At 60.6% G+C, this 20,566-nt stretch carries 21 protein-coding genes; 7 read left to right on the plus strand and 14 right to left on the minus strand.

What is annotated here, in order from left to right:
• The first annotated feature begins 3 nt into the window (after positions 1 to 3).
• Both lolD and GV818_RS15800 read left to right on the plus strand, forming a co-directional pair.
• Positions 4 to 687, plus strand: coding sequence for a lipoprotein-releasing ABC transporter ATP-binding protein LolD (gene lolD / locus GV818_RS15795; RefSeq protein ID WP_178124932.1), 684 nt, complete (start codon positions 4 to 6; stop codon positions 685 to 687).
• A gap of 71 nt (positions 688 to 758) precedes the next feature.
• Positions 759 to 2,003: a lipoprotein-releasing ABC transporter permease subunit gene (locus tag GV818_RS15800; RefSeq protein ID WP_161776967.1), complete on the plus strand. Its 1,245-nt coding sequence runs from the start codon at positions 759 to 761 to the stop codon at positions 2,001 to 2,003.
• 62 nt (positions 2,004 to 2,065) lie between these two features.
• Here the strand turns inward: GV818_RS15800 and GV818_RS15805 are convergent, their stop codons facing one another.
• Positions 2,066 to 3,427: a heavy metal sensor histidine kinase gene (locus GV818_RS15805; protein WP_161776968.1), complete on the minus strand. Its 1,362-nt coding sequence runs from the start codon at positions 3,425 to 3,427 to the stop codon at positions 2,066 to 2,068.
• Positions 3,427 to 4,107 carry a heavy metal response regulator transcription factor gene (locus tag GV818_RS15810; protein WP_161776969.1) on the minus strand — a complete coding sequence of 227 codons (681 nt, stop codon included), beginning with the start codon at positions 4,105 to 4,107 and terminating at the stop codon, positions 3,427 to 3,429. Before GV818_RS15810 ends, GV818_RS15805 begins: the two co-directional genes overlap by 1 nt.
• Positions 4,108 to 4,264: 157 nt before the next feature.
• Here GV818_RS15810 and copI point away from each other — a divergent pair, with 157 nt between their 5' ends.
• Both copI and queF read left to right on the plus strand, forming a co-directional pair.
• Entirely contained in the window at positions 4,265 to 4,837 is a 573-nt protein-coding gene (copI, locus tag GV818_RS15815) for a copper-resistant cuproprotein CopI (protein WP_161776970.1), read from the plus strand.
• A gap of 68 nt (positions 4,838 to 4,905) precedes the next feature.
• Complete coding sequence (gene queF, locus GV818_RS15820) at positions 4,906 to 5,736, plus strand: NADPH-dependent 7-cyano-7-deazaguanine reductase QueF (RefSeq protein WP_161776971.1); 831 nt, start codon at positions 4,906 to 4,908, stop codon at positions 5,734 to 5,736.
• Between the two features lie 62 nt (positions 5,737 to 5,798).
• Here queF and GV818_RS15825 read toward each other — a convergent pair whose 3' ends face one another.
• Together GV818_RS15825 and GV818_RS15830 are read right to left on the minus strand one after the other, a co-directional pair.
• Positions 5,799 to 6,062, minus strand: coding sequence for a DUF4404 family protein (locus tag GV818_RS15825; protein WP_161759553.1), 264 nt, complete (start codon positions 6,060 to 6,062; stop codon positions 5,799 to 5,801).
• Positions 6,063 to 6,184: 122 nt separating this feature from the next.
• Positions 6,185 to 6,805, minus strand: a complete 621-nt coding sequence (locus tag GV818_RS15830) for an HAD family phosphatase (protein ID WP_161776972.1) — start codon at positions 6,803 to 6,805, stop codon at positions 6,185 to 6,187.
• A gap of 204 nt (positions 6,806 to 7,009) precedes the next feature.
• On the opposite strand from GV818_RS15830, the gene GV818_RS15835 reads away from it, so the two are divergent.
• Entirely contained in the window at positions 7,010 to 7,696 is a 687-nt protein-coding gene (locus tag GV818_RS15835; RefSeq protein WP_161776973.1) for an MlaA family lipoprotein, read from the plus strand.
• A gap of 65 nt (positions 7,697 to 7,761) precedes the next feature.
• Here GV818_RS15835 and GV818_RS15840 read toward each other — a convergent pair whose 3' ends face one another.
• Positions 7,762 to 8,061 carry a PilZ domain-containing protein gene (locus GV818_RS15840; protein WP_161776974.1) on the minus strand — a complete coding sequence of 100 codons (300 nt, stop codon included), beginning with the start codon at positions 8,059 to 8,061 and terminating at the stop codon, positions 7,762 to 7,764.
• Positions 8,062 to 8,337: 276 nt separating this feature from the next.
• Here GV818_RS15840 and rssB point away from each other — a divergent pair, with 276 nt between their 5' ends.
• The gene (gene rssB, locus GV818_RS15845) at positions 8,338 to 9,519 is read left to right on the plus strand and encodes a two-component system response regulator RssB (protein ID WP_161759560.1); all 1,182 of its coding nucleotides are present in this window, start codon (positions 8,338 to 8,340) and stop codon (positions 9,517 to 9,519) included.
• The gene (gene rssC / locus GV818_RS15850; RefSeq protein ID WP_068587814.1) at positions 9,519 to 10,001 is read left to right on the plus strand and encodes an anti-sigma factor antagonist RssC; all 483 of its coding nucleotides are present in this window, start codon (positions 9,519 to 9,521) and stop codon (positions 9,999 to 10,001) included. The genes rssB and rssC overlap by 1 nt, the downstream gene beginning before the upstream one ends.
• A gap of 73 nt (positions 10,002 to 10,074) precedes the next feature.
• On the opposite strand, the gene tal is transcribed toward rssC, so the two are convergent.
• The 9 genes from tal to GV818_RS15895 all read right to left on the minus strand — a co-directional run bounded on the left by tal (position 10,075) and on the right by GV818_RS15895 (position 20,533).
• Positions 10,075 to 11,001 (minus strand): transaldolase, encoded by a 927-nt coding sequence (gene tal, locus GV818_RS15855; protein ID WP_161759561.1) that lies wholly within the window; start codon positions 10,999 to 11,001, stop codon positions 10,075 to 10,077.
• A 178-nt stretch (positions 11,002 to 11,179) separates the two neighbouring features.
• Positions 11,180 to 12,181 carry a tRNA dihydrouridine(20/20a) synthase DusA gene (gene dusA / locus GV818_RS15860; RefSeq protein WP_161776975.1) on the minus strand — a complete coding sequence of 334 codons (1,002 nt, stop codon included), beginning with the start codon at positions 12,179 to 12,181 and terminating at the stop codon, positions 11,180 to 11,182.
• 152 nt (positions 12,182 to 12,333) lie between these two features.
• A complete protein-coding gene (locus GV818_RS15865; RefSeq protein ID WP_161776976.1) occupies positions 12,334 to 13,233 on the minus strand; it encodes a glycosyltransferase family 2 protein in 900 nt (299 codons plus the stop codon).
• Positions 13,217 to 14,320 carry a glycosyltransferase family 1 protein gene (locus GV818_RS15870; RefSeq protein WP_161776977.1) on the minus strand — a complete coding sequence of 368 codons (1,104 nt, stop codon included), beginning with the start codon at positions 14,318 to 14,320 and terminating at the stop codon, positions 13,217 to 13,219. The genes GV818_RS15865 and GV818_RS15870 overlap by 17 nt, the downstream gene beginning before the upstream one ends.
• Positions 14,317 to 16,395 (minus strand): glycosyltransferase, encoded by a 2,079-nt coding sequence (locus GV818_RS15875; protein ID WP_161776978.1) that lies wholly within the window; start codon positions 16,393 to 16,395, stop codon positions 14,317 to 14,319. The genes GV818_RS15870 and GV818_RS15875 overlap by 4 nt, the downstream gene beginning before the upstream one ends.
• A gap of 56 nt (positions 16,396 to 16,451) precedes the next feature.
• A complete protein-coding gene (locus tag GV818_RS15880) occupies positions 16,452 to 17,144 on the minus strand; it encodes a 2OG-Fe(II) oxygenase family protein (RefSeq protein ID WP_161759565.1) in 693 nt (230 codons plus the stop codon).
• A 5-nt stretch (positions 17,145 to 17,149) separates the two neighbouring features.
• Complete coding sequence (locus GV818_RS15885; protein ID WP_161776979.1) at positions 17,150 to 18,526, minus strand: polysaccharide pyruvyl transferase family protein; 1,377 nt, start codon at positions 18,524 to 18,526, stop codon at positions 17,150 to 17,152.
• Complete coding sequence (locus GV818_RS15890) at positions 18,523 to 19,797, minus strand: ABC transporter ATP-binding protein (protein WP_161776980.1); 1,275 nt, start codon at positions 19,795 to 19,797, stop codon at positions 18,523 to 18,525. The genes GV818_RS15885 and GV818_RS15890 overlap by 4 nt, the downstream gene beginning before the upstream one ends.
• On the minus strand, positions 19,787 to 20,533 hold the full coding sequence (locus tag GV818_RS15895) for an ABC transporter permease (RefSeq protein WP_256679477.1): 747 nt from the start codon (positions 20,531 to 20,533) through the stop codon (positions 19,787 to 19,789). The genes GV818_RS15890 and GV818_RS15895 overlap by 11 nt, the downstream gene beginning before the upstream one ends.
• Between the last annotated feature and the right edge of the window lie 33 nt (positions 20,534 to 20,566).

Consider the following 20,566-nt stretch of genomic DNA (forward strand, 5'->3'; position numbering starts at 1 on the left):
GGCATGAGTGAAAAAGCAATCCTGAGCTGCCGTGACTTGGGCAAAGCCTATGATGAGGGCCCGGAATCGGTGGTGGTCCTGTCCGGCCTGCAACTGGAACTGCACCCGGGTGAGCGGGTGGCCATCGTCGGTACGTCCGGCTCTGGCAAAAGTACCTTGCTCAACCTGTTGGGCGGCCTGGATACACCCTCCAAGGGCAGCGTCTGGCTGGCCGGTGAAGAATTGTCGGCACTGGGCGAGAAGGCCCGTGGTCAACTGCGCAATCGCTCCCTGGGTTTCGTCTATCAGTTCCACCATCTGCTGCCGGAGTTCACTGCTCTGGAGAACGTCTGCATGCCGTTGCTGATCGGCCGTACGCCAATCCCTGAGGCTCGTCAGCGCGCCAGCGCATTGCTGGAGCGGGTTGGCCTTGGCCATCGCCTGGAGCACAAGCCATCGGAGTTGTCCGGCGGTGAACGCCAGCGCGTAGCCATCGCCCGGGCCCTGGTGAACAAGCCGGGGCTGGTGATGCTCGACGAACCCACCGGCAACCTCGACTCGCATACTGCCCAGGGTATTCAAGACCTGATGCTGGAACTCAGCACTTCGATGCGCACCGCCTTCCTGGTGGTGACCCACGACATGAACCTGGCCCGGCAGATGGACCGCGTACTGCACCTGCAAGAAGGTCACCTGGTCGCGATCTGATGCGGCCGCACACGGCGTCGACGACATGCTCGCCGGCGCCGGGTCATTAATTTTTCCAGGGTGACGTGCCCATGTTCAGACCTTTATCGATCTTTATCGGCGCGCGCTACACCCGCGCCAAACGGCGCAATCGCTTTGTCTCGTTCATCTCCATGACCTCGATGATCGGCCTCGCCCTGGGCGTGCTGGCGATGATCGTGGTGTTGTCGGTGATGAACGGCTTCCAGCGGGAAATGAGTTCGCGGATCCTCGGCATGGTGCCCCATGCCACCATCGTCGGGGTCAAGCCCATTGATGACTGGCAGCCGGTGGCCGCCGCGGCCCTGAAAAACCCGGAAGTCACGGCGGCAGTGCCGTTCACCGAGATGGAGGGCATGCTCTCCTACAAGGGCGCGATGCAGCCGATCCAGATCAGCGGCATCGACCCGGATCAGGAAGGCAAGGTTTCCATCGTTGCCCAGCATATTGTCCAGGGCAGCCTGCAGGACTTGAAACCGGGTGAGTTCGGGGTGGTGATCGGCGAGATCACTGCACGGCGCTTTCGCCTGAATGTCGGTGACAAGCTGACCCTGATCGTGCCTGAAGTGAGTAGCGCGCCGGGAGGGATTACCCCGCGCATGCAGCGCTTGAATGTGGTTGGGGTGTTCAAGGTCGGTGCCGAGCTGGATGGCTCCATGGGCCTGATCCATGTCGCCGACGCGGCGCAGATGCAGCACTGGCAACCGAACCAAGTGCAGAGCGTGCGCCTGGCGGTCAAGGATCTGTATGCCGCGCCACAGGTCTCGGCGGACATCGCCAAAGGCCTGGGAGCTGATTTCCGGGCTGATGACTGGACCCACACCCAGGGCAGCCTGTTCAGCGCGATGAAGATGGAAAAGACCATGATCGGCCTGTTGCTGCTGATGATTGTCGCGGTGGCGGCGTTCAACATCATCGCCACCCTGATCATGGTGGTGAACGACAAGGGCGCGGACATCGCGATCCTGCGCACCATCGGCGCCACGCCGCGACAGATCATGGCAATCTTCATGGTCCAGGGCACGGTGATCGGGATTGTCGGCACCTTGATCGGTGGGGTGCTTGGAGTGATCGCGGCGTTGAACGTGAGTGAGCTGGTGGGTTGGCTGGAAAGGGTCAGCGGTCAGCAGATCTTCAGTTCCGACGTCTACTTCGTCAGCAATCTGCCCTCCGAGTTGCAGGGTGGCGACGTGGCGTTGATCTGCGGTGCCGGGTTTGTCCTGAGCTTCCTGGCGACCGTGTATCCGGCGTGGCGGGCGTCCAAGGTCGAACCGGCGCACGCCTTGCGTTACTCCTGAGACCCGCTTTCGCCGGCAAGCCGGCTCCTACACGGACCTTGTAGGAGCCGGCGAGCAGGCCCTCAATCCTGCCTTGGCAGTTCGATCACGAAACGGGTCCGACCCGCCGCTGATTCGCAACGAATCTGCCCGCCATGGGCACGAATGATCGATTGGGTGATCGCCAGTCCCAACCCCGCATGTTCACTGCTGCCTTCGCGCCGCGCCGGGTCCGCCCGGTAGAAACGGTCGAACAGGCGCGGCAATACCTCTTTGGCAATGCCCTCACCGGTGTTTTCGATACTCAGGCTCAGGTGTCGGGCGCTGTCGTTGATCCGTACCTTGATCGAGCCCCCGGCAGGGGTGAAGCGCAGGGCGTTGTCCAGCAGGTTGGACAGCGCCCGGCGCAGCATGCTGCGGTCCCCGGCAAAGCCGGCATGGCCTTCGCGGGCCAGTTCGATCTGCGCGTCTTCGGCCAGGGGGCCGTAGAACTCCAGCAGCATGTCGGTCTCCTGGGCCAGGTCCAGCGCTTCACGCTTCGGGGTCAGCAGGCCGTGGTCGGCCTTGGCCAGGTACAGCATGTCGTTGACCAGTTGCGCCATCCATTGCAGTTCCTCGAGGTTGCTGTGCAGGGTTTCGCGGTAGTCCTCGATTGATCTGGGCCGAGTCAGGGTGACCTGGGTGTGGGTCAGCAAATTCGACAGCGGCGTGCGCAACTCATGGGCAATGTCGGCGGAAAAGGCCGAGAGGCGTTGGAACGACTCTTCTAGGCGGCCGAGCATGGCATTGAAGCTGCTGGCCAGTTCTGCCAGTTCAGCGGGCATTTGTTCCAGGGGCAGGCGTTGGGTCAGGGAGTTGGCGGAGACCCCGGCGGCCACTGCACTCATGTGCCGCAAGGGCTGCAACCCACTGCGGGCGGCCCAGGCGCCAAGCAGGGCGGTGGCCAGGGCTGACAAGCCTACGGTGAGCCAGATCAGATGCTGCATGCGCTGCAGGAAGTGTTGGTGATGGGTGATGTCGAGCACCAGGGTCAGCTGCGGCGAGTCGGCGCGGCCGGGAGTCAGTGGGGCTGGGTAGATCCGGTAGGCGGTGCCAGCCTGGTTCAGGCTGTGCAGGCCGGCGGCAGAGGGTAGAGAGACAGGCAGGCCTGGGGCGCTGTCGAACCATAGCTGACCGTCGGCGCTGCTGACCCGAAGTGCCAGGTCCGGCTGGTGGCTCAGCTCATCCAGCAGTCTCGCCTGGTGCCGGGGGAAATCCCTGGCCTCGGTAACGCCCTGCAAGGCGCTGCGCAGGGCAATCAGTTTGCCATCCAGCAGTTGCTGATCCAGCTCGATGAAGTGCGCCTCGCTGGCCCGGTTGAACAACACCCCCGCCAACAGCGAGACCACGGCAGTGCAGGCGGCGAACAACAGCGCCAGGCGCCCACTCAAGGACAGGCGGGGCATCAGGCCTGACGCTCTTCAAGCACGTAGCCCATGCCGCGTACGGTGTGGATCAGTTTGTTGGGGTAGTCGTCATCGATCTTCAGGCGCAGGCGGCGGATCGCTACCTCGATGACGTTGGTGTCGCTGTCGAAATTCATGTCCCAGACTTGGGAGGCAATCAGCGACTTGGGCAGGACTTCGCCCTGGCGCCGCAGGAGCATTTCCAGCAGGGCGAATTCCTTGGCAGTCAGGTCGATGCGCTGGCCGCGGCGCTCCACCCGGCGGCGAATCAGGTCCAGGCGCAGGTCCGCCAGTTGCAGGCAGGTTTCCTGGGTGACGGCGCTGCCTCGGCGCAGCAGGCTACGCACCCGGGCCAGCAGTTCGGAAAAGGCGAAGGGCTTGACCAGGTAGTCGTCGGCTCCCAGTTCCAGGCCGTGGACTCGGTCCTCCACGGCGTCCCGGGCGGTGAGGAACAGCACCGGTATATCCAGCCCGGCACTGCGCACTGCTTGCAGAATCTGCCAACCGTCGCGCCCCGGGAGCATCACGTCGAGAATCAACAGGGCGTAGTCACCGGTCAGCGCCAGGTGTTGGCCGGTGCTGCCATCCGCTACCAGTTCGGTATTGAAGCCGGCTTCGTTCAGGCCCTGGCGCAGATAGTGGCCGGTTTTCGGTTGGTCTTCGACGATCAGCAGTTTCATGATGGGACTCGTGGCGTATGGACCCCGGGCTTTATACCTTGCAGGCTCGTCGGGCAGATCAAACTGACAAAGTTGTAATCTAGTCGTCAGCTGGCTGGCAGCGGCGGGGTTCTAGAGTGTGCCACAGGCTGAATACTGATCTTGTTGGAGTCTGATAATGAGTGTGCAAAACCTGTTGTTGCAAAGCCGATCGATCCTGGGGGGCTGCCTGATGCTATTGAGCGCGCCGCTCTGGGCTTCGCCAGCGGCATCCTATGATTTCGGTCAGCCAGCGCCAGCGGCCAAGGCCACCCGCAGTATTGAAGTGGTGATGGGGGACATGACCTTCAATCCCAAGTCTCTGGAGATCAAGGCTGGCGAAACCGTGCGCTTTGTCCTGATCAACAAGGGCCAGTTGCTGCATGAGTTCAACCTGGGGGATGCGGCGATGCATGCCCAGCATCAGCAAGAGATGCTCAAGATGCAGCAGAGTGGCATGCTCACTCCCACCGCAGTCAAGGACATGGCGGCCGGCGGCATGGACCACTCCGCCATGGGGCACGGCTCGATGGCGGGCATGGAGCATGGTGCCGGGATGAAGCATGACGACCCCAATAGTGTGCTGGTGGAGCCGGGCAAGTGGGCCGAGCTGACTTGGACTTTCAGCAAGAGCGGCAGCCTGGAGTTCGCTTGCAACATTCCTGGGCACTATCAGGCGGGGATGGTTGGCAAGCTGACGGTCACTCCATAAGCAGTCGGGGCTCAAAGGCGGGAGCAAAGGCTGATAGAATCCGCTGATTATTCAGTCAGGTTTCCGCCATGCATCCCGCAGCCGAACATTCGCCGCTGGGCAAGTCCAGTGAATACGTTTCCACCTATACCCCGTCCCTGCTGTTCCCGATTCCCCGGGCAGCAAAATGGGCCGAGCTGGGTTTGACTGCCGACACCCTGCCGTATAAGGGCGTGGACTTCTGGAATTGCTTCGAACTGTCCTGGCTATTGCCATCGGGCAAGCCGGTGGTGGCCATCGGCGAGTTCAGCATTCCGGCGGATTCACCGAACATCATCGAGTCCAAATCCTTCAAGCTGTACCTCAACTCGCTGAACCAGACACCGTTCGCCGACCGCGCGACGCTGGAGACAACCTTGCGTCATGACCTGTCGGCCGCTGCGGGTAAACCGGTGGGCGTGCGTATACGCAGTCTCGGTGAGGTCGAGGCGGAGGGTGTGGTGGCGCTGCCCGGGGTATGTATTGACGAGCTGGAGATCAGCGTCGACAGCTATGCGCATCCGCGTCCGGAACTGTTGCGTTGCGATGCTTCGCGGCTGGTGGAGGAGAGCGTGCACAGCCACCTGCTCAAATCCAATTGCCCGGTGACCAGCCAGCCGGACTGGGGCAGTGTGGTGGTGGAGTACCGTGGCGCCGCGCTGGATCACGCCAGCCTGCTGGCTTATCTGGTGAGTTTCCGGCAGCACTCGGATTTCCATGAGCAATGCGTGGAGCGGATCTTCCTCGATCTGCAGCGCCTGCTCAAGCCAGAGAAGCTCACCGTCTATGCCCGTTATGTGCGTCGCGGTGGGCTGGATATCAACCCTTACCGCAGTACCGAGACGGTGGATTTCGCCAATCACCGACTGGTACGCCAGTAAGCCAAAGCCCCGCACTCAGTGCGGGGCTTTGGTTTTATGGGGCTGGTGTTATCGGGCGGTCATCAGATACCGATGTTGCCCAGGGTCTGGACGATATTGCGCAGGGTTCCGGCAATGGCCGGGTGTTCCAACTCGAAGCGCTCCACCGCCAGGTTGACGCCGTCGGCGAGGCTGCTGTCGTGGGTGCTGGTCTCCAGCTTGAGTTGCAGCTCGATCTGCTGCATCAGCTCTTGCAGGTTGGTGCGCTCGGCTTCCGAAAGCGGAGGGTTCTGCTCCAATTGCTCGCGCAGGGTGTCGAGTTGTTCTTGCAGTTCGCGGGCAGGCATGGCGTTCTCCCTTTATTGATAGGCACAGGGATGGACCACGAGGTTCAGGCAAAGGTCCATGCCCAGAACGTAGAGTAATCCACTCCCAGGCGCTGTGCATGATCCTGATCAACAGGCTTATGTCAGGGTTTTTCGCCTTTGAGCCTGCGCAGTTCGATGTCCGCCAGGCAGGTACCCAGGTCGCCCAGATGATCGATGACCGAGTGCACGCCCAGGCCGAAGAGTTGCACGGTGGCCTTGCCGCGCTTGAGTTCGCGCTCCTGCTGGCTCAGCACCTGCCATTCGCTGGGGGTCATGCCGCACAGAGAGCCGCAGGACGCCAGGCCGATGGTCCAGAGGCCAGCATTGAGCCCCGATTGCAGCAACTGTGGTTCACCGCTGACCAACACGCACCCGTCGATCCCCTTGACCTCAAGTGCCATCAATGCCTGCCAGCAGGCGTCGGGAGCGGGCCAGGGGGCAGGGGCGTTCGGGGTAGATTTGAGCCATTCCGGCAAGGTGGCGGCCAGGTGGCGGCTGCTGGCGATAGGCAGTTGTTCCAGCCAGGCGCAAGGTATGCCTTGCTGATGCAGGCGGCGCAAGGTATCCAGCGCTCCGGGTGTGGCCTGGGCCTGCTCCGGGCTAGGCTGCTCGGCGGTTTGCAGGCGCGTTCGCGCGCCGAAGTCTACCAGGCAGCCACTGAGCCCGAAGAGCACGGCAGCCAGAGGGCGAGAGGGTTGCACTGAGGCATCGGCGTGGGGCATGTCAGCATCCTTGAAATACCTTTCGAGGCTAGCTGTGGAACATGACATCCAGGTGACAATTGAGTGAATGTAAGCGGCATTGACTGGCCAATGTATCAAGACTGCTTGCAGTGAAGCTGCCTAAACCGGCTTATCCGTTTTATACTCCTGAACTTACCCTCAGGGCATAGCCCCACGAGAGAACAATCCAAGGAGTTTCCTGCTATGCGCTGGAGCCGTTATCTAGTTCCGCTATGTATGAGTGCCGGTGTGACGCTGGCTCCCTTGGCCGCTCAGGCGGCCGAAGAGGATCCGTGGGAAAGCATCAACCGTCCCATCTTCACGTTCAACGACACGCTGGATACCTATGCCCTGAAGCCATTGGCTCAAGGCTATCAGGCGGTCACGCCGCAGTTTCTGGAAGACGGCATCCACAACATGTTTCGCAATATCGGTGACGTCGGCAACCTGGCCAACGACATTCTCCAGGCCAAGCCCCGCGCCGCCGGTGTCGACACTGCGCGCCTGTTGATGAACACCACCTTGGGCCTGGCCGGTTTCTTTGATGTCGGCACCAAGATGGGCCTGCAGCGCAACGACGAAGACTTTGGTCAGACCCTCGGCCATTGGGGCGTGGGTAGCGGTCCGTACGTCATGCTGCCGCTGCTGGGGCCAAGCACCCTGCGCGATGCGCCGGCCAAGTATGTCGATAGCTACACCGAACCCTACCGCTACATGAATGACATTCCGGCGCGCAACACCACCATCGGCGTGGACATCATTGATACCCGTGCCAGCCTGTTGTCAGCGGACAAGCTGGTTCGCGGCGACAGGTACACCTTCATTCGCAATGCCTACCTGCAAAACCGTGAGTTCAAGGTCAAGGATGGCAAGGTCGAAGACGATTTTTAATCGACTGACTGTCTTGTTGAACCAAAAAGGCGGCCCTCGGGCCGCCTTTTTCATGGGGCTCGGGTTTACTTCATTTTAATGATTGTAAGCCCAAGTTTCTGGCCGCCATCCTCCTGTGAATGGATCCAGACCACTTCGGTCTCCGCTTCCAATCCTCTGAGGGCTGCGTGCTCCGAATCGATACGTACACTCAGTTGATCTCCGACCTGAAAGGAGCGGGGCGCCTGAACCTGCATGCCGCTGCTGGAAAGATCGATGCAGACTGCTTCAATCACCTGTCCCTGGTGGATCAGCGTGACCTCGGCATCCACCCGCATCCGGATGTAATCGCGCTTTTCACTGTAGTCGCGCTGGTTTTGATTCATGGGTTCCATCCTGCGATTGAGTTGCGGTTTTAGCGGTTTTTATAACTCCCAGTGATTTGCGGTGTAAAGACGTCAGGCGACCATCGGCATGAGCTTGAAACGCCCCGCGGATGGGAGTACCGTCTGCGCCTTAGAAGGGCACCTCTGATGGTCGGGCGTGCAGGGCCGAGGGTCCTGGTTCCGCCTCAAGAGTGGCTAGAAAGCAAATCCAGTAGCGTGCGTCAGGCCCCAGGCCAAGCCACCTACGCCAACCTAATTCTGGCGCCGTTTGCCCACATGCCAAAAACCAGTGCCACGCTGCTGATAATCGATGACGACGAAGTAGTGCGCGCGAGTCTCGCGGCCTATTTGGAAGACAGTGGCTTCAGCGTTCTGCAGGCCGCTAACGGCCAGCAGGGTCTTCAGGTATTCGAGCACGACAACCCCGATCTGGTGATCTGCGATCTGCGCATGCCGCAGATGGGCGGTCTCGAGCTTATCCGCCAAGTGACTGAGCGTTCGCCGCAAACTCCGGTGATCGTGGTTTCAGGTGCGGGCGTGATGAACGATGCGGTCGAAGCCTTGCGCCTGGGAGCGGCGGACTACCTGATCAAGCCGTTGGAAGATCTGGCGGTGCTCGAGCACTCGGTGCGCCGGGCCCTGGATCGCGCGCGCCTGTTGCTGGAGAACCAGCGTTACCGGGACAAGCTCGAAGCGGCCAATCGTGAGCTGGAAGCCAGCCTCAACCTGCTTCAGGAAGACCAGAACGCCGGTCGCCAGGTGCAGATGAATATGCTACCGACCAGTCCCTGGTCGATCGATGAATTCAACTTCGCTCACCAGATCATCCCGTCGTTGTACCTGTCGGGGGATTTTGTCGATTATTTTCGTGTCGACGAGCGTCGGGTGGCCTTTTACCTGGCGGATGTTTCCGGGCATGGCGCATCTTCGGCCTTTGTCACGGTGCTGTTGAAGTTCATGACCACGCGCTTGCTGTTCGAATCCAAGCGAAACGGCACTTTGCCGGAATTCAAGCCTTCGGAAGTGTTGGGTCATATCAACCGCGGCCTGATCAGCTGTAAGCTGGGCAAGCATGTCACGATGGTCGGTGGAGTCATCGACGAGGAGACTGGTTTGTTGACCTATAGCATTGGCGGGCACTTGCCGTTGCCGGTGTTGTACACCCCAGACAGCGTGGGTTATCTGGACGGGCGTGGTTTGCCGGTAGGCCTGTTCAATGAGGCCACCTATGAAGACCATATTCTGGAGTTGCCGCCGGTGTTCAGCTTGACGCTGATGTCTGACGGCATTCTGGACCTTTTGCCTGAGCCTACACTCAAAGAGAAAGAAGCGGCCTTACCCGAGCGGGTGAGGGCGGCGGGCGGCAGCCTGGATGGCCTGCGGCAAGTTTTTGGATTGGCCACGCTAGGGGAGATGCCGGATGATATCGCCCTGTTAGTGTTGAGCAGGAACCTTTAATGAGTACCGGTAGAATCCAGTTCGCCGAGCAGGACGGCACCTTCGTCTTGAAGTTCGTCGGTGAAGTGCGCCTGACCCTATGTTCGGCGTTGGATGCGACTATTGAGCGGATTTTCACGGCGCTGAACTTCTCGGCGATCGTGATCGACCTGACTGAAACCCGCAGCATCGACAGCACAACTTTGGGCCTGCTGGCCAAATTGTCGATCCTGTCGCGGCAGAAGGTCGGTCTGTTGCCCACTGTCGTCACCACCCACGAAGACATCACCCGCTTGTTGCAGTCCATGGGCTTCGATCAGGTGTTCAACATCGTCGATCGTCCAATTCCTTGCCCCGAGTGCCTGACCGACCTGCCGTCTCAGGACCAGTCGGAAGAAGTGGTGCGGATCAAGGTTCTGGAGGCCCATAAGATCCTCATGGGCCTCAACGACTCCAATCGCGAAGCTTTCCACGATCTGGTGAATGCCCTGGAGCGTCACTGATCGACTGAAGCGCCGGCGCACAAAAAAGGGCGAACCTGTGAGGGTTCGCCCTTTTTGCGTTGCTGCTGAGCAATCAGAGCTTGGCGGCCAACAGGGCCTCAAGCTTCTCTTGGTCACGGGCGAACTGACGAATGCCTTCAGCCAGTTTTTCGGTGGCCATGGCGTCCTCGTTGGAGGCCCAACGGAATTGCGCTTCGTTCAGGCTCTGGCGAGTTTCACCAGTCTTGCCCGGGCTCAGCTTGCGCTCCAGCTTGCCAGTATCGGCTGCCAGTTTCTCGATCAAGTCCGGGCTGATGGTCAGGCGGTCGCAGCCGGCCAGTTGCTCGATCTGGTTCAGGTTGCGGAAGCTGGCACCCATGACCACGGTCTTGTAGTCATTGGCCTTGTAGTAGTTGTAGATGCGAGCCACCGACTGAACGCCTGGGTCATCAGCGCCGGTGTAGTCATTGCCGTTGGCCTTCTTGTACCAGTCGTAGATCCGGCCCACGAATGGCGAAATCAGGAACACTCCGGCTTCGGCGCAGGCAACGGCCTGTGCGAAGGAGAACAGCAGGGTGAGATTGGTCTGGATGCCTTCACGCTCCAGCTTCTCGGCAGCGCGGATACCTTCCCAGGTGGAAGCGATCTTGATCAGCACCCGATCGCGACCCACGCCGGCGTTCTCATAGAGTTCGACCAGGCGATGGGCGCGCTTGAGCATGGCTTCGGTGTCGAAAGACAGGCGGGCGTCCACTTCGGTGGAAATACGGCCCGGAATGACCTTGAGAATCTCTTGGCCGACGGCAACAGCAAAACGGTCACTGGCCAGGCCGACATCGCCTTTGCAGTCGCGGACACAAGCGTTCAGCAGGTCGGCATAACCAGGAATGGCCGCAGCCTTGAGCAGCAGTGAAGGGTTGGTGGTGGCATCCACCGGCTTGACCCGGGCGATGGCATCGAAGTCGCCGGTGTCGGCCACCACGGTGGTGAATTTCTTCAGTTGTTCCAGCTTGGAAGTCATGAGCGTGCTCTGTCCTGTGGGTCTGATGACATTACCCGAGCGCCGCCAGGCGCTCAAGGGCGCGGAATGCTTACAAAGGCCCCGGAGGCAACGACCTGAAAACAGGTGTTTGAATGCCGGGGCGCTATCCAGATAGATACGATGCCAAAAGCCGGATCAGGTTCAACTCGGCTGGCGGTTAACGTCCTTCAAGCAGTTGCCCGGCTTGATCCAGCAGGGCCAGCGGGTCCTTGGTCTTGTGAATGTCCACCGACAATAGTTGGCGGAACTTACGTGCGCCCGGAAACCCCGTCCCCAAACCCAACACATGTCGAGTGATGTGGTGCATGGCGCCACCGGACGCCAGGTGGTCAGCAATATAAGGCCGCAGTTGTGCCAGTGCCTCCGCTCGGGAAATAACCGGTGCGTTGCTGCCGAACAACTGTTGGTCCACTTCGGCCAGCAGGTAGGGATTGTGATAGGCCTCACGCCCCAGCATCACCCCGTCAAAGGTCTGCAGGTGCTCATGGCAGGCCTCCAGGGTCTTGATTCCACCATTGAGGATGATCTCCAACTGTGGAAAGTCTACCTTCAACTGTGCGGCCACGTCGTAACGCAGTGGCGGGATGTCCCGATTCTCCTTGGGTGACAGGCCTTCGAGAATGGCGATTCGTGCATGTACGGTAAAACTGGTACAGCCGGCCTCATGAACCTGACCGACGAAATCACACAGCTCGGCATAACTGTCACGTCCGTTAATCCCGATCCGATGCTTGACCGTCACCGGAATCGACACCGCATCACGCATGGCCTTCACGCAATCGGCCACCAGTGCCGGGTGTCCCATCAGGCAGGCGCCGATCATATTGTTCTGCACCCGATCGCTGGGGCAGCCGACATTGAGGTTGACCTCGTCGTAGCCGTGCTCCTGCGCCATGCGTGCACAGGCAGCCAGATCCGCCGCAGTGCTGCCGCCCAGTTGCAGCGCCAGTGGATGCTCGGACTGGTGGTAACGCAGGAACCGCTCATGATCGCCGTTGAGCAGCGCGCCGGTGGTGACCATTTCGGTGTAGAGCAGGGTGTGTTTGGACAGCAGACGTAGAAAGTAGCGGCAGTGACGGTCAGTCCAATCCATCATCGGCGCCACGGAGAAGCGGCGCGAAAGGATTGGCTGCACGGAGGCGGTGGTGTTCGAGGGCATGAGGCTCTGCTTTGAGGCGTAGCGGCGGCAAATGAAGCAAGCTTCTTCGCACCGTGAACAAAAGAATGGATGGCGTCGAGTTTATCAGGAAAGTTGGTGCGCAATCTGCTGGTTCCTCAGCCGGAATGGACCATCGGAGGTCGTTTAGCGAGTCATTGGCTGATGCCAAACATCCGACCCAAGCGCGTCAGCGAGTGGTACCCCACCATAAAGCCAAACCTCGTCCACACCCCGGCGCAAATGCACCAGGACAGAGCCTTGGGATAGTCATCCCGGAAGAACTTGCCATAGAAGCGAATCATGCCCCGATGTTTGTGCCATTCGACAAACAGCGGTCGTGAGCGGCTGCAGGCACCCCAGGCGTGGAAGACCTTGGCTTGGGGCACGAAGCAGACCTTCCAGCCACCCTGGCGGAAACGCATGCACAGGTCCAAGTCTTCACAGTGCAGGAAATAGCCTTCGTCCCAGCCGCCGACGCTGTCCAGCGCTTCACGCTTGACCAGCATGCAGGCACCGGAAATGGCCTCAACGTTCATCGGCCGGGTGGGCAGGGGCTCTCGATGCAGGAGAAAGTCGGAAAACAGTCGGGGCGATAGCCAGGCCAGGCCTGACAGGTTGAAGGCGCGGACTGTCGCTCGGCGTGGGGTAGGAAAGACCCTGCGGCCACCAGGCTGTTCGCTGCCGTCGAAGTTGCACAGCAAACCGCCCGCCATGCCGAGCTCTTCGGAGCGGCACAAGGCGTCAATCATCTCTTCGATTGCCCCGGCTTGCAGTACGGTATCGGGGTTCAGGAACAGGATGTGGGGCCGCGTGCACTGAGTGGTGCCGAGGTTGCAGCCAGCGGCGAAGCCGGTGTTGCTGGCATTGCGCAGGATGATCAGGTGTGGATCGGTGCCGTAGCGGGCCTGTAGCCGTTGCAGGCTGTCGTCATGGGAGTCGTTATCGACCAGTACCAGGCTGTTGACCCCTTGGGCCAGTACCGAGGCCACGCAATCTTCCAGCAGAGAGCCGGCGTTGTAGTTGACCACCACCACGTCACAGGATTGCGGCATGGGCCGACTCGAAACGTTTGGCCCAGGAGTTGGCCTCGCGGAACTTCAGGGTGTCCGCAAGCGGTTCGCTAAACGCCAATGCCTGTTGGATGCTTCGGGGGATATCCGCGACGCTATCGCTGAGAAAAACCCCTGGTATATGGCGGCGCACGGTCATTTCACCAAACGCCGTGCTGACCACCGGCAAGCCCAGGGCCCGGTACTCGTAGTACTTGATCGGGTCGACAAAACGGGTGATGTCGTTGCTCTTGAACGGAATCAGACCGACGTCGAACTCAGTCATTGCTGCCAGTGCAGCCAAGTGCGGAAGGCTTGGCAAGCGCAGAATATTGGCTGGCAGTGACGTGGGTGAGGCTCCGTGTTGCAGGCCGATCAAGCGTACTTCGGCCTGGGGAAAGGCCAGTGCCAGGGAGAGTACGAAGTCCCAGTCGAACCACTTGGCGAGGGTGCCGACGTAGCCGAACACGGGGCGTCCGGCATTTCCAGCGGGCCGGGATAGCGGCACAGAGGGCAGTCGTTCACTGGCGCAGGCATTGAGCAGCAATCGCGTGTCAACCTGTTGCCGCTGCCAGTAGTGCTGCAAGGTCGAGCAAGAGGCCAGGGCGGTGGTCACGGCTTTGGCCGTTTCGTGCTGGCGTTGACGCATGGCGCGGCGCGACCAGCCTCGGTAGAAGGCGGGCACATTGTCCATGATGTCGTAAAAGCTGTTGTCGAAGATCGGCTCCTGCAACAGTTGCAGGGCCAGTCGCGAGGGCTTGCCAATGCCCAGTTGGGTCGGCCCCTGGGCAAAGTGTCGAACTTGCTGCATCAAGCCCTGCCAGAACAGGCGATTCAGCCAGCCTGAGCCTGGCAGAGGCTCGATTGGCAGGGCCCAGGGTTTGATCAGGGTAAGCCAATCGGGTGTGGGTTCGTCTTGCTGGCGGTGTGTGTGCCGGGTGAACAGGTCTGCAACCACCGGAAGGCGTGTGGGATAGGGGTCGATCCACAGCACCGGGGCCTGGGTTCTGGCGTGGAACTGCCGGACCAGTTCATGAGGTCGTTGTGCAAAACTGTGCCAGCTGACCGGCGAGAGATAGACCAGCCTCATGGCGTGTCCCGGGAGGTGTGAGGGATCCAGGGGCGACCCCATTTGGCTTCATAGAGGGCCTTGTTACGGTCGAACAGCTGTTGGCGCTTGCTCTCGGGCATCTGGTTGAACGAGGCCGAAAGATGATGATGAATGAACACGTCTTCGGCAAAGGCGCAGGACAACCCCGCTTGTTCGACCCGGCGGCAGTAGTCGTCGTCCTCGAAGAAGCCCAGGCCGAAGGCTTCGTCCAGCGGTCCCACGCGTTGGTAGGTTGATCTTGGCAGCATCACGGCAAAAAAACCGAGCGTGGCGCAGGGTATCGTCAGGCCGATATGGCGCCAGGTGTATTGCCGGGCGCGGATCGGCATGTCCCTCAGTGACGGGTAGCTGATGTCGATCTTCGCTTCATTGCCAATGTTGTTGGTGACCGGCCCGATCAGACCGAGCCCGGGATTACGCTGCAGGTGACGACGAAGGCTCTGCGCCCAGCCGGGCGTGACCTGGGTGTCGTTGTTGAGCAGGGCCAGGAACTCGCCCTTGGCCAGGGCCAGTCCCTGGTTGTTGGCTGCGGCGAAGCCCAGGTTGGCGCTATTGAGGATCAGTGAGTGTCCAGTGTTGGTGGCCCATTGCTGTAGAAACTCGACGCTGCCATCGGTGGAGGCGTTGTCGACGACAATGATTTCCAGCTGCTGCCCCTGGGGATCGGCGGCCAGACTCGCCAGGCAGTCGCGGGTGAAAGCCAGATTGTTGTAGGTCACCACGATCACGCTCACCAGCGGCTCGTGATGAACGCCCTCGGTCAGGGCAACCAGCGTCTGTACCCGGTGCTCCCAAGTCTGTTGCGCGGCGAAGTCCTGGCGTTGGCGTGAGGCGGTGGAGGGGAAGGGCTCCTTCAGCGCCTGGGCGATGGCCTCGATAAAGGCGGGGGCGTCCTTGGCGATCCTGACCTGCTGGCTGAACTCATGCAATTCGGGAAGATCCACCGCCACCACTGGCTTGCCGGCGCTCAGGTACTCGTAAACCTTGACCGGATTGGTCGCCAGAGTCAGAGCCTCGATCCGGAACGGCAGGAGGCAGACGTCGAAAGCCTGCAGGTAAGCGGACAGTTGCCCATAAGGCACTTCGCCGGTCAGCTTGATGTTGGCATGACGCCGCAGGCGTGGGCCTATGCGGTCGGTATCTGCGCCAATCAGCAGCACCGTACAGTCGCTAAAGGCGTCGGCGATAGCGGATACCAGTTCTAAGTCGAACCAGGGCGCCAGCGCCCCGTAATAGCCGATCACCGGGCGTCCTTGCGGGTCCTGATAGCAGCGCTCCGGAACCTTGGAGAAATAGCCGAAATCGGCGGCGTTACGCAGCACCTCGCGCTGTTTGCCAGGTGCTACCGGGCTGTGTTCGCTCCAGTACTGTTTAAGCCACGCCGAGGCAAACAGCGTCATATCGGCTTCGTGTATCAGCTCTTGTTCCAGCGGCAACAGACCTTGGGCGTTGTTGCCAAACCCTTGATGGTGATCCATGCAGTCATAGACCACTTGGCTGTTGGGGAGCACCCCGGCGATGGGCCACCAGAAGGGATGCTGGACCAGCGATATCACCTGGGTAGAGTTCGCCCAGGCAAGGAGCTCGCCGATACTGTGGCGCAACTGGTGGACCACCGCCTGATCCGGAGCAGAGTGGTAGATGATCGGGGCTGCGCGGGCAAACAGCCGTACCTCAAACAGGCGCCCCGACTGATCCAGTGGTCGTAGCGAAAAGCCGGCGCGCAGGTCATCTTCCAGAGTGGCCGAGACATAGAACACCCGGCGTCCGCCGAGGCTCAGTCCCTGGGCCAGATGCTGTGGCCGCTGGTGGCGAAAATCCCAGTCGATAACTCCCCAGAATATGTAGTCCGGAAGGTTCGAGAGCGATTCCTGCAGTACACCGGGTGGAGGCTGAAACTCGATATGTGCCAGGACCTGTCGGCGGGTTGCCTTTTGGGCAGGCAACAACATCCGCTGATAGAGCCGGCTCAATAATGCCCTCAGGGAATAGGGCAGTGGCAGCCTTCGATAGGCATTGCGCAGATGTCGGAACAGCGTCGCACGATCAGGCATTGTGATCCTTGGCTGACTGCAGAGCGGCGGCGCGGTCCATTCGCTGCGAGTGTGCTTTAGCCATGAGGGGCCTCATAGTCATGCAGTGGTGTCTGGTCTCCAGTTGGCCACATCGAACTCAGGGAGTCCGGGCGGTAGAAGGTGACGGTCATGCTGCGGCGCGAGGTTTGGCAACTGTCCACCACTTGCGACACCGCGTGCCATGAATGGTCGGCGCGCACCAGCACTGCGGAGTTGCCCACCAGTGGTGGTATCACCGCGATCACATCCTTCGGGTTCGCAGAGTGCAGGATGTTCAGGCAGCCACCATCCTCGATGTTCCAGGAATCGTTGAAATACAGGATATGGGTCACTAGCTTGTCGCTGAGGTCGGGATGAGGGCCCAGGCAGGCTTGCGGCCCATAGTGGAAGACGTTGACCTCCATGGGCGCTGTCCGCAGGTCGATATCGGTCAGTTCCGACAGCGCCAGGCGATAGGCCGGTGCAGTCAGCTCTTGGGCCAGTTGCAGCCAGGCAGGGCTCAGGCTTTGCGCATTGACAATGCGCCCGGTGCCCATTTCCACCAGTTGTCGTGCCTGATATTCGTAGTCTTTTTCTCCGCCATACCCGTAAACCCTCTTGAAGGCGTCATGGGGGTAAGTGGCTGCCAGTGCGGCAGCATTCTCGGCTGAGTAAAGATTACCGATCTGTCCCCAGCGAAAGGGTTGGCTGTGCAGTGGCTGTTTGGTGAGCTTGGTCAGGTCTAGCATCGTGGTCATCTTCCCAATAGATATTTGAAACGGCGGCGGATGGAGCGCAGCGGTGCGGTGATTCGATACGAGCTGGAGCGATACATCCGGTCGAGTTCGCTGCGGGTCTGGCTCATGAGTTCCTGTTGCTGCCTGTGCAGTTGTGTCAACTGCTGCCACTGCGTTTTCAACTGATCCAGCTCTGCTTGTTGGCTCAGGCATTCCTCGCGCCCGTCCAGACGGGTTTCTTCCAGCAGGCTGGGCAGTGACTGCCAGAACTGGTTCATTGGCTGACTGGTGGGGCGATGACCCTGGGTGATGAGTTCGGCCACCTGATCCCAATGACGGCGCAACTGTTCCTGGGACTCGATCAATCTGGAGCAGGAACAGCGCTGGCCCAGGCGTTCGACAAACCACTGCGGATCGATGACCTGGTTGGCGTGCAGTGGGTAGATCCCCTGGTACTGCAGCAGGGCGGTGTATTTGCCGCTGTTCAGGTTGGCCGAACTGAAGATGGGGACACCGAAGGCCAGGGCGGTAATCGCCAGGTGATAGCTGTGGCCGATCACGCCCTGGGCGTGGCCGAGGATTTCAGCCAGCAGCAGTGGGGCTGGCCAGGTCGGCAGGCTCACGGCCCGTGGCAGGTCGGCGCCGAGAATCGACTCGTGATCACCCAGCACTGGGCCGATGGGCAGTAGTAGCAGTTGCCAAGGGGCAAATAGCGCCGAGTGGGTTTTCCACAGTTGTAGAAAACTTTCCAGGCCGGCAATCGAATGCACCACCAGGTAGGGGCCGTTCAAACCGGCCTGTTCACAGAGCAGGCGGTACTCGTTGGACGGCTGCTGCAGGTCGATGAGGTTGGGCAGGCCAAAGGCGGTGTCCGGCAGTACCTCGACCCGGGCCTGGTCACTCAAGGCCGACAGGGTTGCCTGCGACAGTGCATCGCGCACTTGGACGTGGGGGCTGAGTTCCAGGGTCAGCTTGAGCAGCGGCGTCGCCCAGGACGGAATATCGTTGCAGTGCATGCCCGGTGCGTTCCATATCAACGGTACACCGTGTTGCAGGGCAAGCAGCGCCGGCGACAGCCAATACCCGGTAGGGTGGTGAATCTCCGGAGTCGGCGGGTAGTAACCGCTGGCCACCAGCTTGTCGAAGCGAATGATGAAGCCGCCGCCGATCAGCACTCCGTCCAGGGTGTCTATCAACCGCGGCAGTTCGCTGACCGAGGTCACCGGATAAGGCCACTCCGGCGTGGAGCGACTGTGATAGGAGAAAGCGTGGAGTTGCACTGCGCCCAGGCGTGCCTGCAACTCTGTCTTGGCGATAAGGGGAAACAACAGGTCGCCGTAATTGGCCACGTCAAAGGTGCCGAAGATCGCGACTTGCCACTCTTTGTCACTCATGAGCGCTCCTCGATTGCCGTGGGTTCTTGAAGTTCGGCGGGTACAGGTTCGATGTGCAAGTCGACGATTCCCAGGAAATGCTTGGTGCCTGGCAGCATGTCGAAGGCCAGGAGGGCCACCTGTTTTTCGATCAGGTGGGAGGTTTCTTCCGTTTCGCCGTTCATCAGCTTGAGGGTGATGTGGTAGCGCCCCGCAGCCAGGTTGGCAGCGAATTTCAGGCGGATCCGGGCGTCGCGCCAGCCGTTGCGGGCGGCATCGCTGCACAGCGGCACGTTGATCCCGCTGACCACCAGTAGCCGGGCTTCCTGGATGGTCAGGCTGATATTGGGTCGGGTAATGGCATCGCTGATAAGGGTGTCGACGGCGATCTCGATCGTGTCCCCATAGACAAAACTGGAGTACAGCGTTCCGGTACTGCAGAACACGGCCGAGGTGATCCGTCCTTCAGCGGTGCCGAACGCCATGCCACGCTCCGGGTTGAGCGCCGTTTTTGGGGTGACCTGAATCGCTCCGTCACTGGCCCAGCGTCGTTGCTCGTCGCGCATGTCCAGCAGGTAGAGCTCGGCCATCGCCTCCGACGTACCACTGGCACGAATCTCGCCGTCACGTAGGTACAGCGTCCGGTTGCAGAAGCGTTTGACCATGCTCATGTCGTGGGACACGAACAGCAGGGTCATGCCTTGGCGAGTCAGGCGATCCAGCCGCTCCAGGCACTTGAACTGAAAGGACGCGTCGCCGACCGCCAGGGCTTCGTCGACAATCAGGATGTCTGGCTCGACACAGACCGAAACGGCAAAGGCCAGGCGCACCAGCATGCCGCTGGAGTAGGTCTTGGTGGGGTGGTCGATGAACTCGCCAATATTGGCGAAGGCGGCGATTTCGTCGAAGCGTGCCTCGATTTCCGCACGCTTCAGGCCCAGCACCGCGCCGTTCAGATAGACGTTCTCGCGGCCGGTGAACTCCGGATTGAAGCCTGAACCCAGTTCCAGCAGGGCGGCGATCCGGCCGTGACAGACCACGCTTCCGGTGGAGGCGGTGCTGGTGCCGCAGATCAGTTGCAGCAAGGTCGACTTGCCACTGCCGTTGCGGCCGATGATGCCTACGGTCTCGCCCCGGCGAATCTCTAGCGAGACCGCTTTCAGGGCCCAGAACTCGCGATAGCGTCGCTTGCCGCGAGGCCGCAGCAATTGCAGCAAGCGGTCCCGGGGCTGTTCGTAGATCTGGTAGCACTTGCCCAGTTCTTGGGTCTTGATTGCTAGATCAGAGCACATCGGCGAACCCCTGGCGGGCTTTCTCGAACCACGCCCGCCCGCAGAATGCCACGGCGGCAGCCACCACCATTTGCCCCAGCCACAGGTTGATATTGGGCACCACGCCCCAGATCAGTACGTCGCGGGCGAACTCGATCACCAGGGTCAGCGGGTTCAGATAGAGCCAGTGCTGGTAGGACTCAGGCAATGCGCTCACCGGATAGAACACTGCGGAGAGCAGCATCAAGGCTGACATCAGCACCCCGATGACCTGGCCGATATCCCGCAGATAGGCCCCCAGCGAGGCGAGTATCCATGACAGCCCGAGGGTGAACAGCGCCAAGGGCAGCAACACCAAGGGAAACAGCAGGGCGGTGAGCGGAGGTAGGCCGAACATCAGCAGATAGAAGAGCAGCCAGGCGATGAAGCTCACCAAGGTGTGGAACATTACGGCCCCGAGCATCACGCACGGCAGGATATGCAAGGGGAAGACCACTTTTTTGACGTAGTTGACGTTGCTCAGGATCAGTCCGGGGGCGCGGCTGATGCATTCTGAAAACAGGTTGAAGACCATCATGCCGGTGAATACCAGCAGGGCGAATTCGCTTTTGGAGTCGCTGCCGTTTCCCCAGCGCACCTTGAACACCACGCTGAATACGAAGGTGTACACCAGCAGCATGAAAAGGGGGTTGAGAAAGGACCAGAGCAGTCCCGCGATCGAACCTCGATATCTGCCGAGGACTTCGCGCTCAATCAGGGCCAATAGCAGTTCTTGATGGCGCCAGGGCCT

The sequence above is a fragment of the Pseudomonas sp. Fl4BN1 genome (assembly GCF_009908285.1).
In the GTDB taxonomy this organism is placed as follows: domain Bacteria; phylum Pseudomonadota; class Gammaproteobacteria; order Pseudomonadales; family Pseudomonadaceae; genus Aquipseudomonas.

What these genes read in the sequence shown, in the direction of transcription:
- GV818_RS15865 (WP_161776976.1), bottom strand. Translation starts at nt 13,233, where the DNA reads ATGCCGCAATCCTGTGACGTGGTGGTGGTCAACTACAACGCCGGCTCT.
- GV818_RS15825 (WP_161759553.1), bottom strand. Translation starts at nt 6,062, where the DNA reads ATGCCTGCCCGCGAACTGCAAGAACAACTCGACACCCTGCGCGAGCAA.
- GV818_RS15835 (WP_161776973.1), top strand. Translation starts at nt 7,010, where the DNA reads ATGCGCTGGAGCCGTTATCTAGTTCCGCTATGTATGAGTGCCGGTGTG.
- GV818_RS15880 (WP_161759565.1), bottom strand. Translation starts at nt 17,144, where the DNA reads ATGCTAGACCTGACCAAGCTCACCAAACAGCCACTGCACAGCCAACCC.
- rssB (WP_161759560.1), top strand. Translation starts at nt 8,338, where the DNA reads ATGCCAAAAACCAGTGCCACGCTGCTGATAATCGATGACGACGAAGTA.
- lolD (WP_178124932.1), top strand. Translation starts at nt 4, where the DNA reads ATGAGTGAAAAAGCAATCCTGAGCTGCCGTGACTTGGGCAAAGCCTAT.
- GV818_RS15800 (WP_161776967.1), top strand. Translation starts at nt 759, where the DNA reads ATGTTCAGACCTTTATCGATCTTTATCGGCGCGCGCTACACCCGCGCC.
- GV818_RS15885 (WP_161776979.1), bottom strand. Translation starts at nt 18,526, where the DNA reads ATGAGTGACAAAGAGTGGCAAGTCGCGATCTTCGGCACCTTTGACGTG.
- queF (WP_161776971.1), top strand. Translation starts at nt 4,906, where the DNA reads ATGCATCCCGCAGCCGAACATTCGCCGCTGGGCAAGTCCAGTGAATAC.
- copI (WP_161776970.1), top strand. Translation starts at nt 4,265, where the DNA reads ATGAGTGTGCAAAACCTGTTGTTGCAAAGCCGATCGATCCTGGGGGGC.
- GV818_RS15870 (WP_161776977.1), bottom strand. Translation starts at nt 14,320, where the DNA reads ATGAGGCTGGTCTATCTCTCGCCGGTCAGCTGGCACAGTTTTGCACAA.
- GV818_RS15805 (WP_161776968.1), bottom strand. Translation starts at nt 3,427, where the DNA reads ATGCCCCGCCTGTCCTTGAGTGGGCGCCTGGCGCTGTTGTTCGCCGCC.
- GV818_RS15830 (WP_161776972.1), bottom strand. Translation starts at nt 6,805, where the DNA reads ATGCCCCACGCCGATGCCTCAGTGCAACCCTCTCGCCCTCTGGCTGCC.
- GV818_RS15875 (WP_161776978.1), bottom strand. Translation starts at nt 16,395, where the DNA reads ATGCCTGATCGTGCGACGCTGTTCCGACATCTGCGCAATGCCTATCGA.
- GV818_RS15810 (WP_161776969.1), bottom strand. Translation starts at nt 4,107, where the DNA reads ATGAAACTGCTGATCGTCGAAGACCAACCGAAAACCGGCCACTATCTG.
- dusA (WP_161776975.1), bottom strand. Translation starts at nt 12,181, where the DNA reads ATGCCCTCGAACACCACCGCCTCCGTGCAGCCAATCCTTTCGCGCCGC.
- GV818_RS15840 (WP_161776974.1), bottom strand. Translation starts at nt 8,061, where the DNA reads ATGAATCAAAACCAGCGCGACTACAGTGAAAAGCGCGATTACATCCGG.
- rssC (WP_068587814.1), top strand. Translation starts at nt 9,519, where the DNA reads ATGAGTACCGGTAGAATCCAGTTCGCCGAGCAGGACGGCACCTTCGTC.
- tal (WP_161759561.1), bottom strand. Translation starts at nt 11,001, where the DNA reads ATGACTTCCAAGCTGGAACAACTGAAGAAATTCACCACCGTGGTGGCC.
- GV818_RS15890 (WP_161776980.1), bottom strand. Translation starts at nt 19,797, where the DNA reads ATGTGCTCTGATCTAGCAATCAAGACCCAAGAACTGGGCAAGTGCTAC.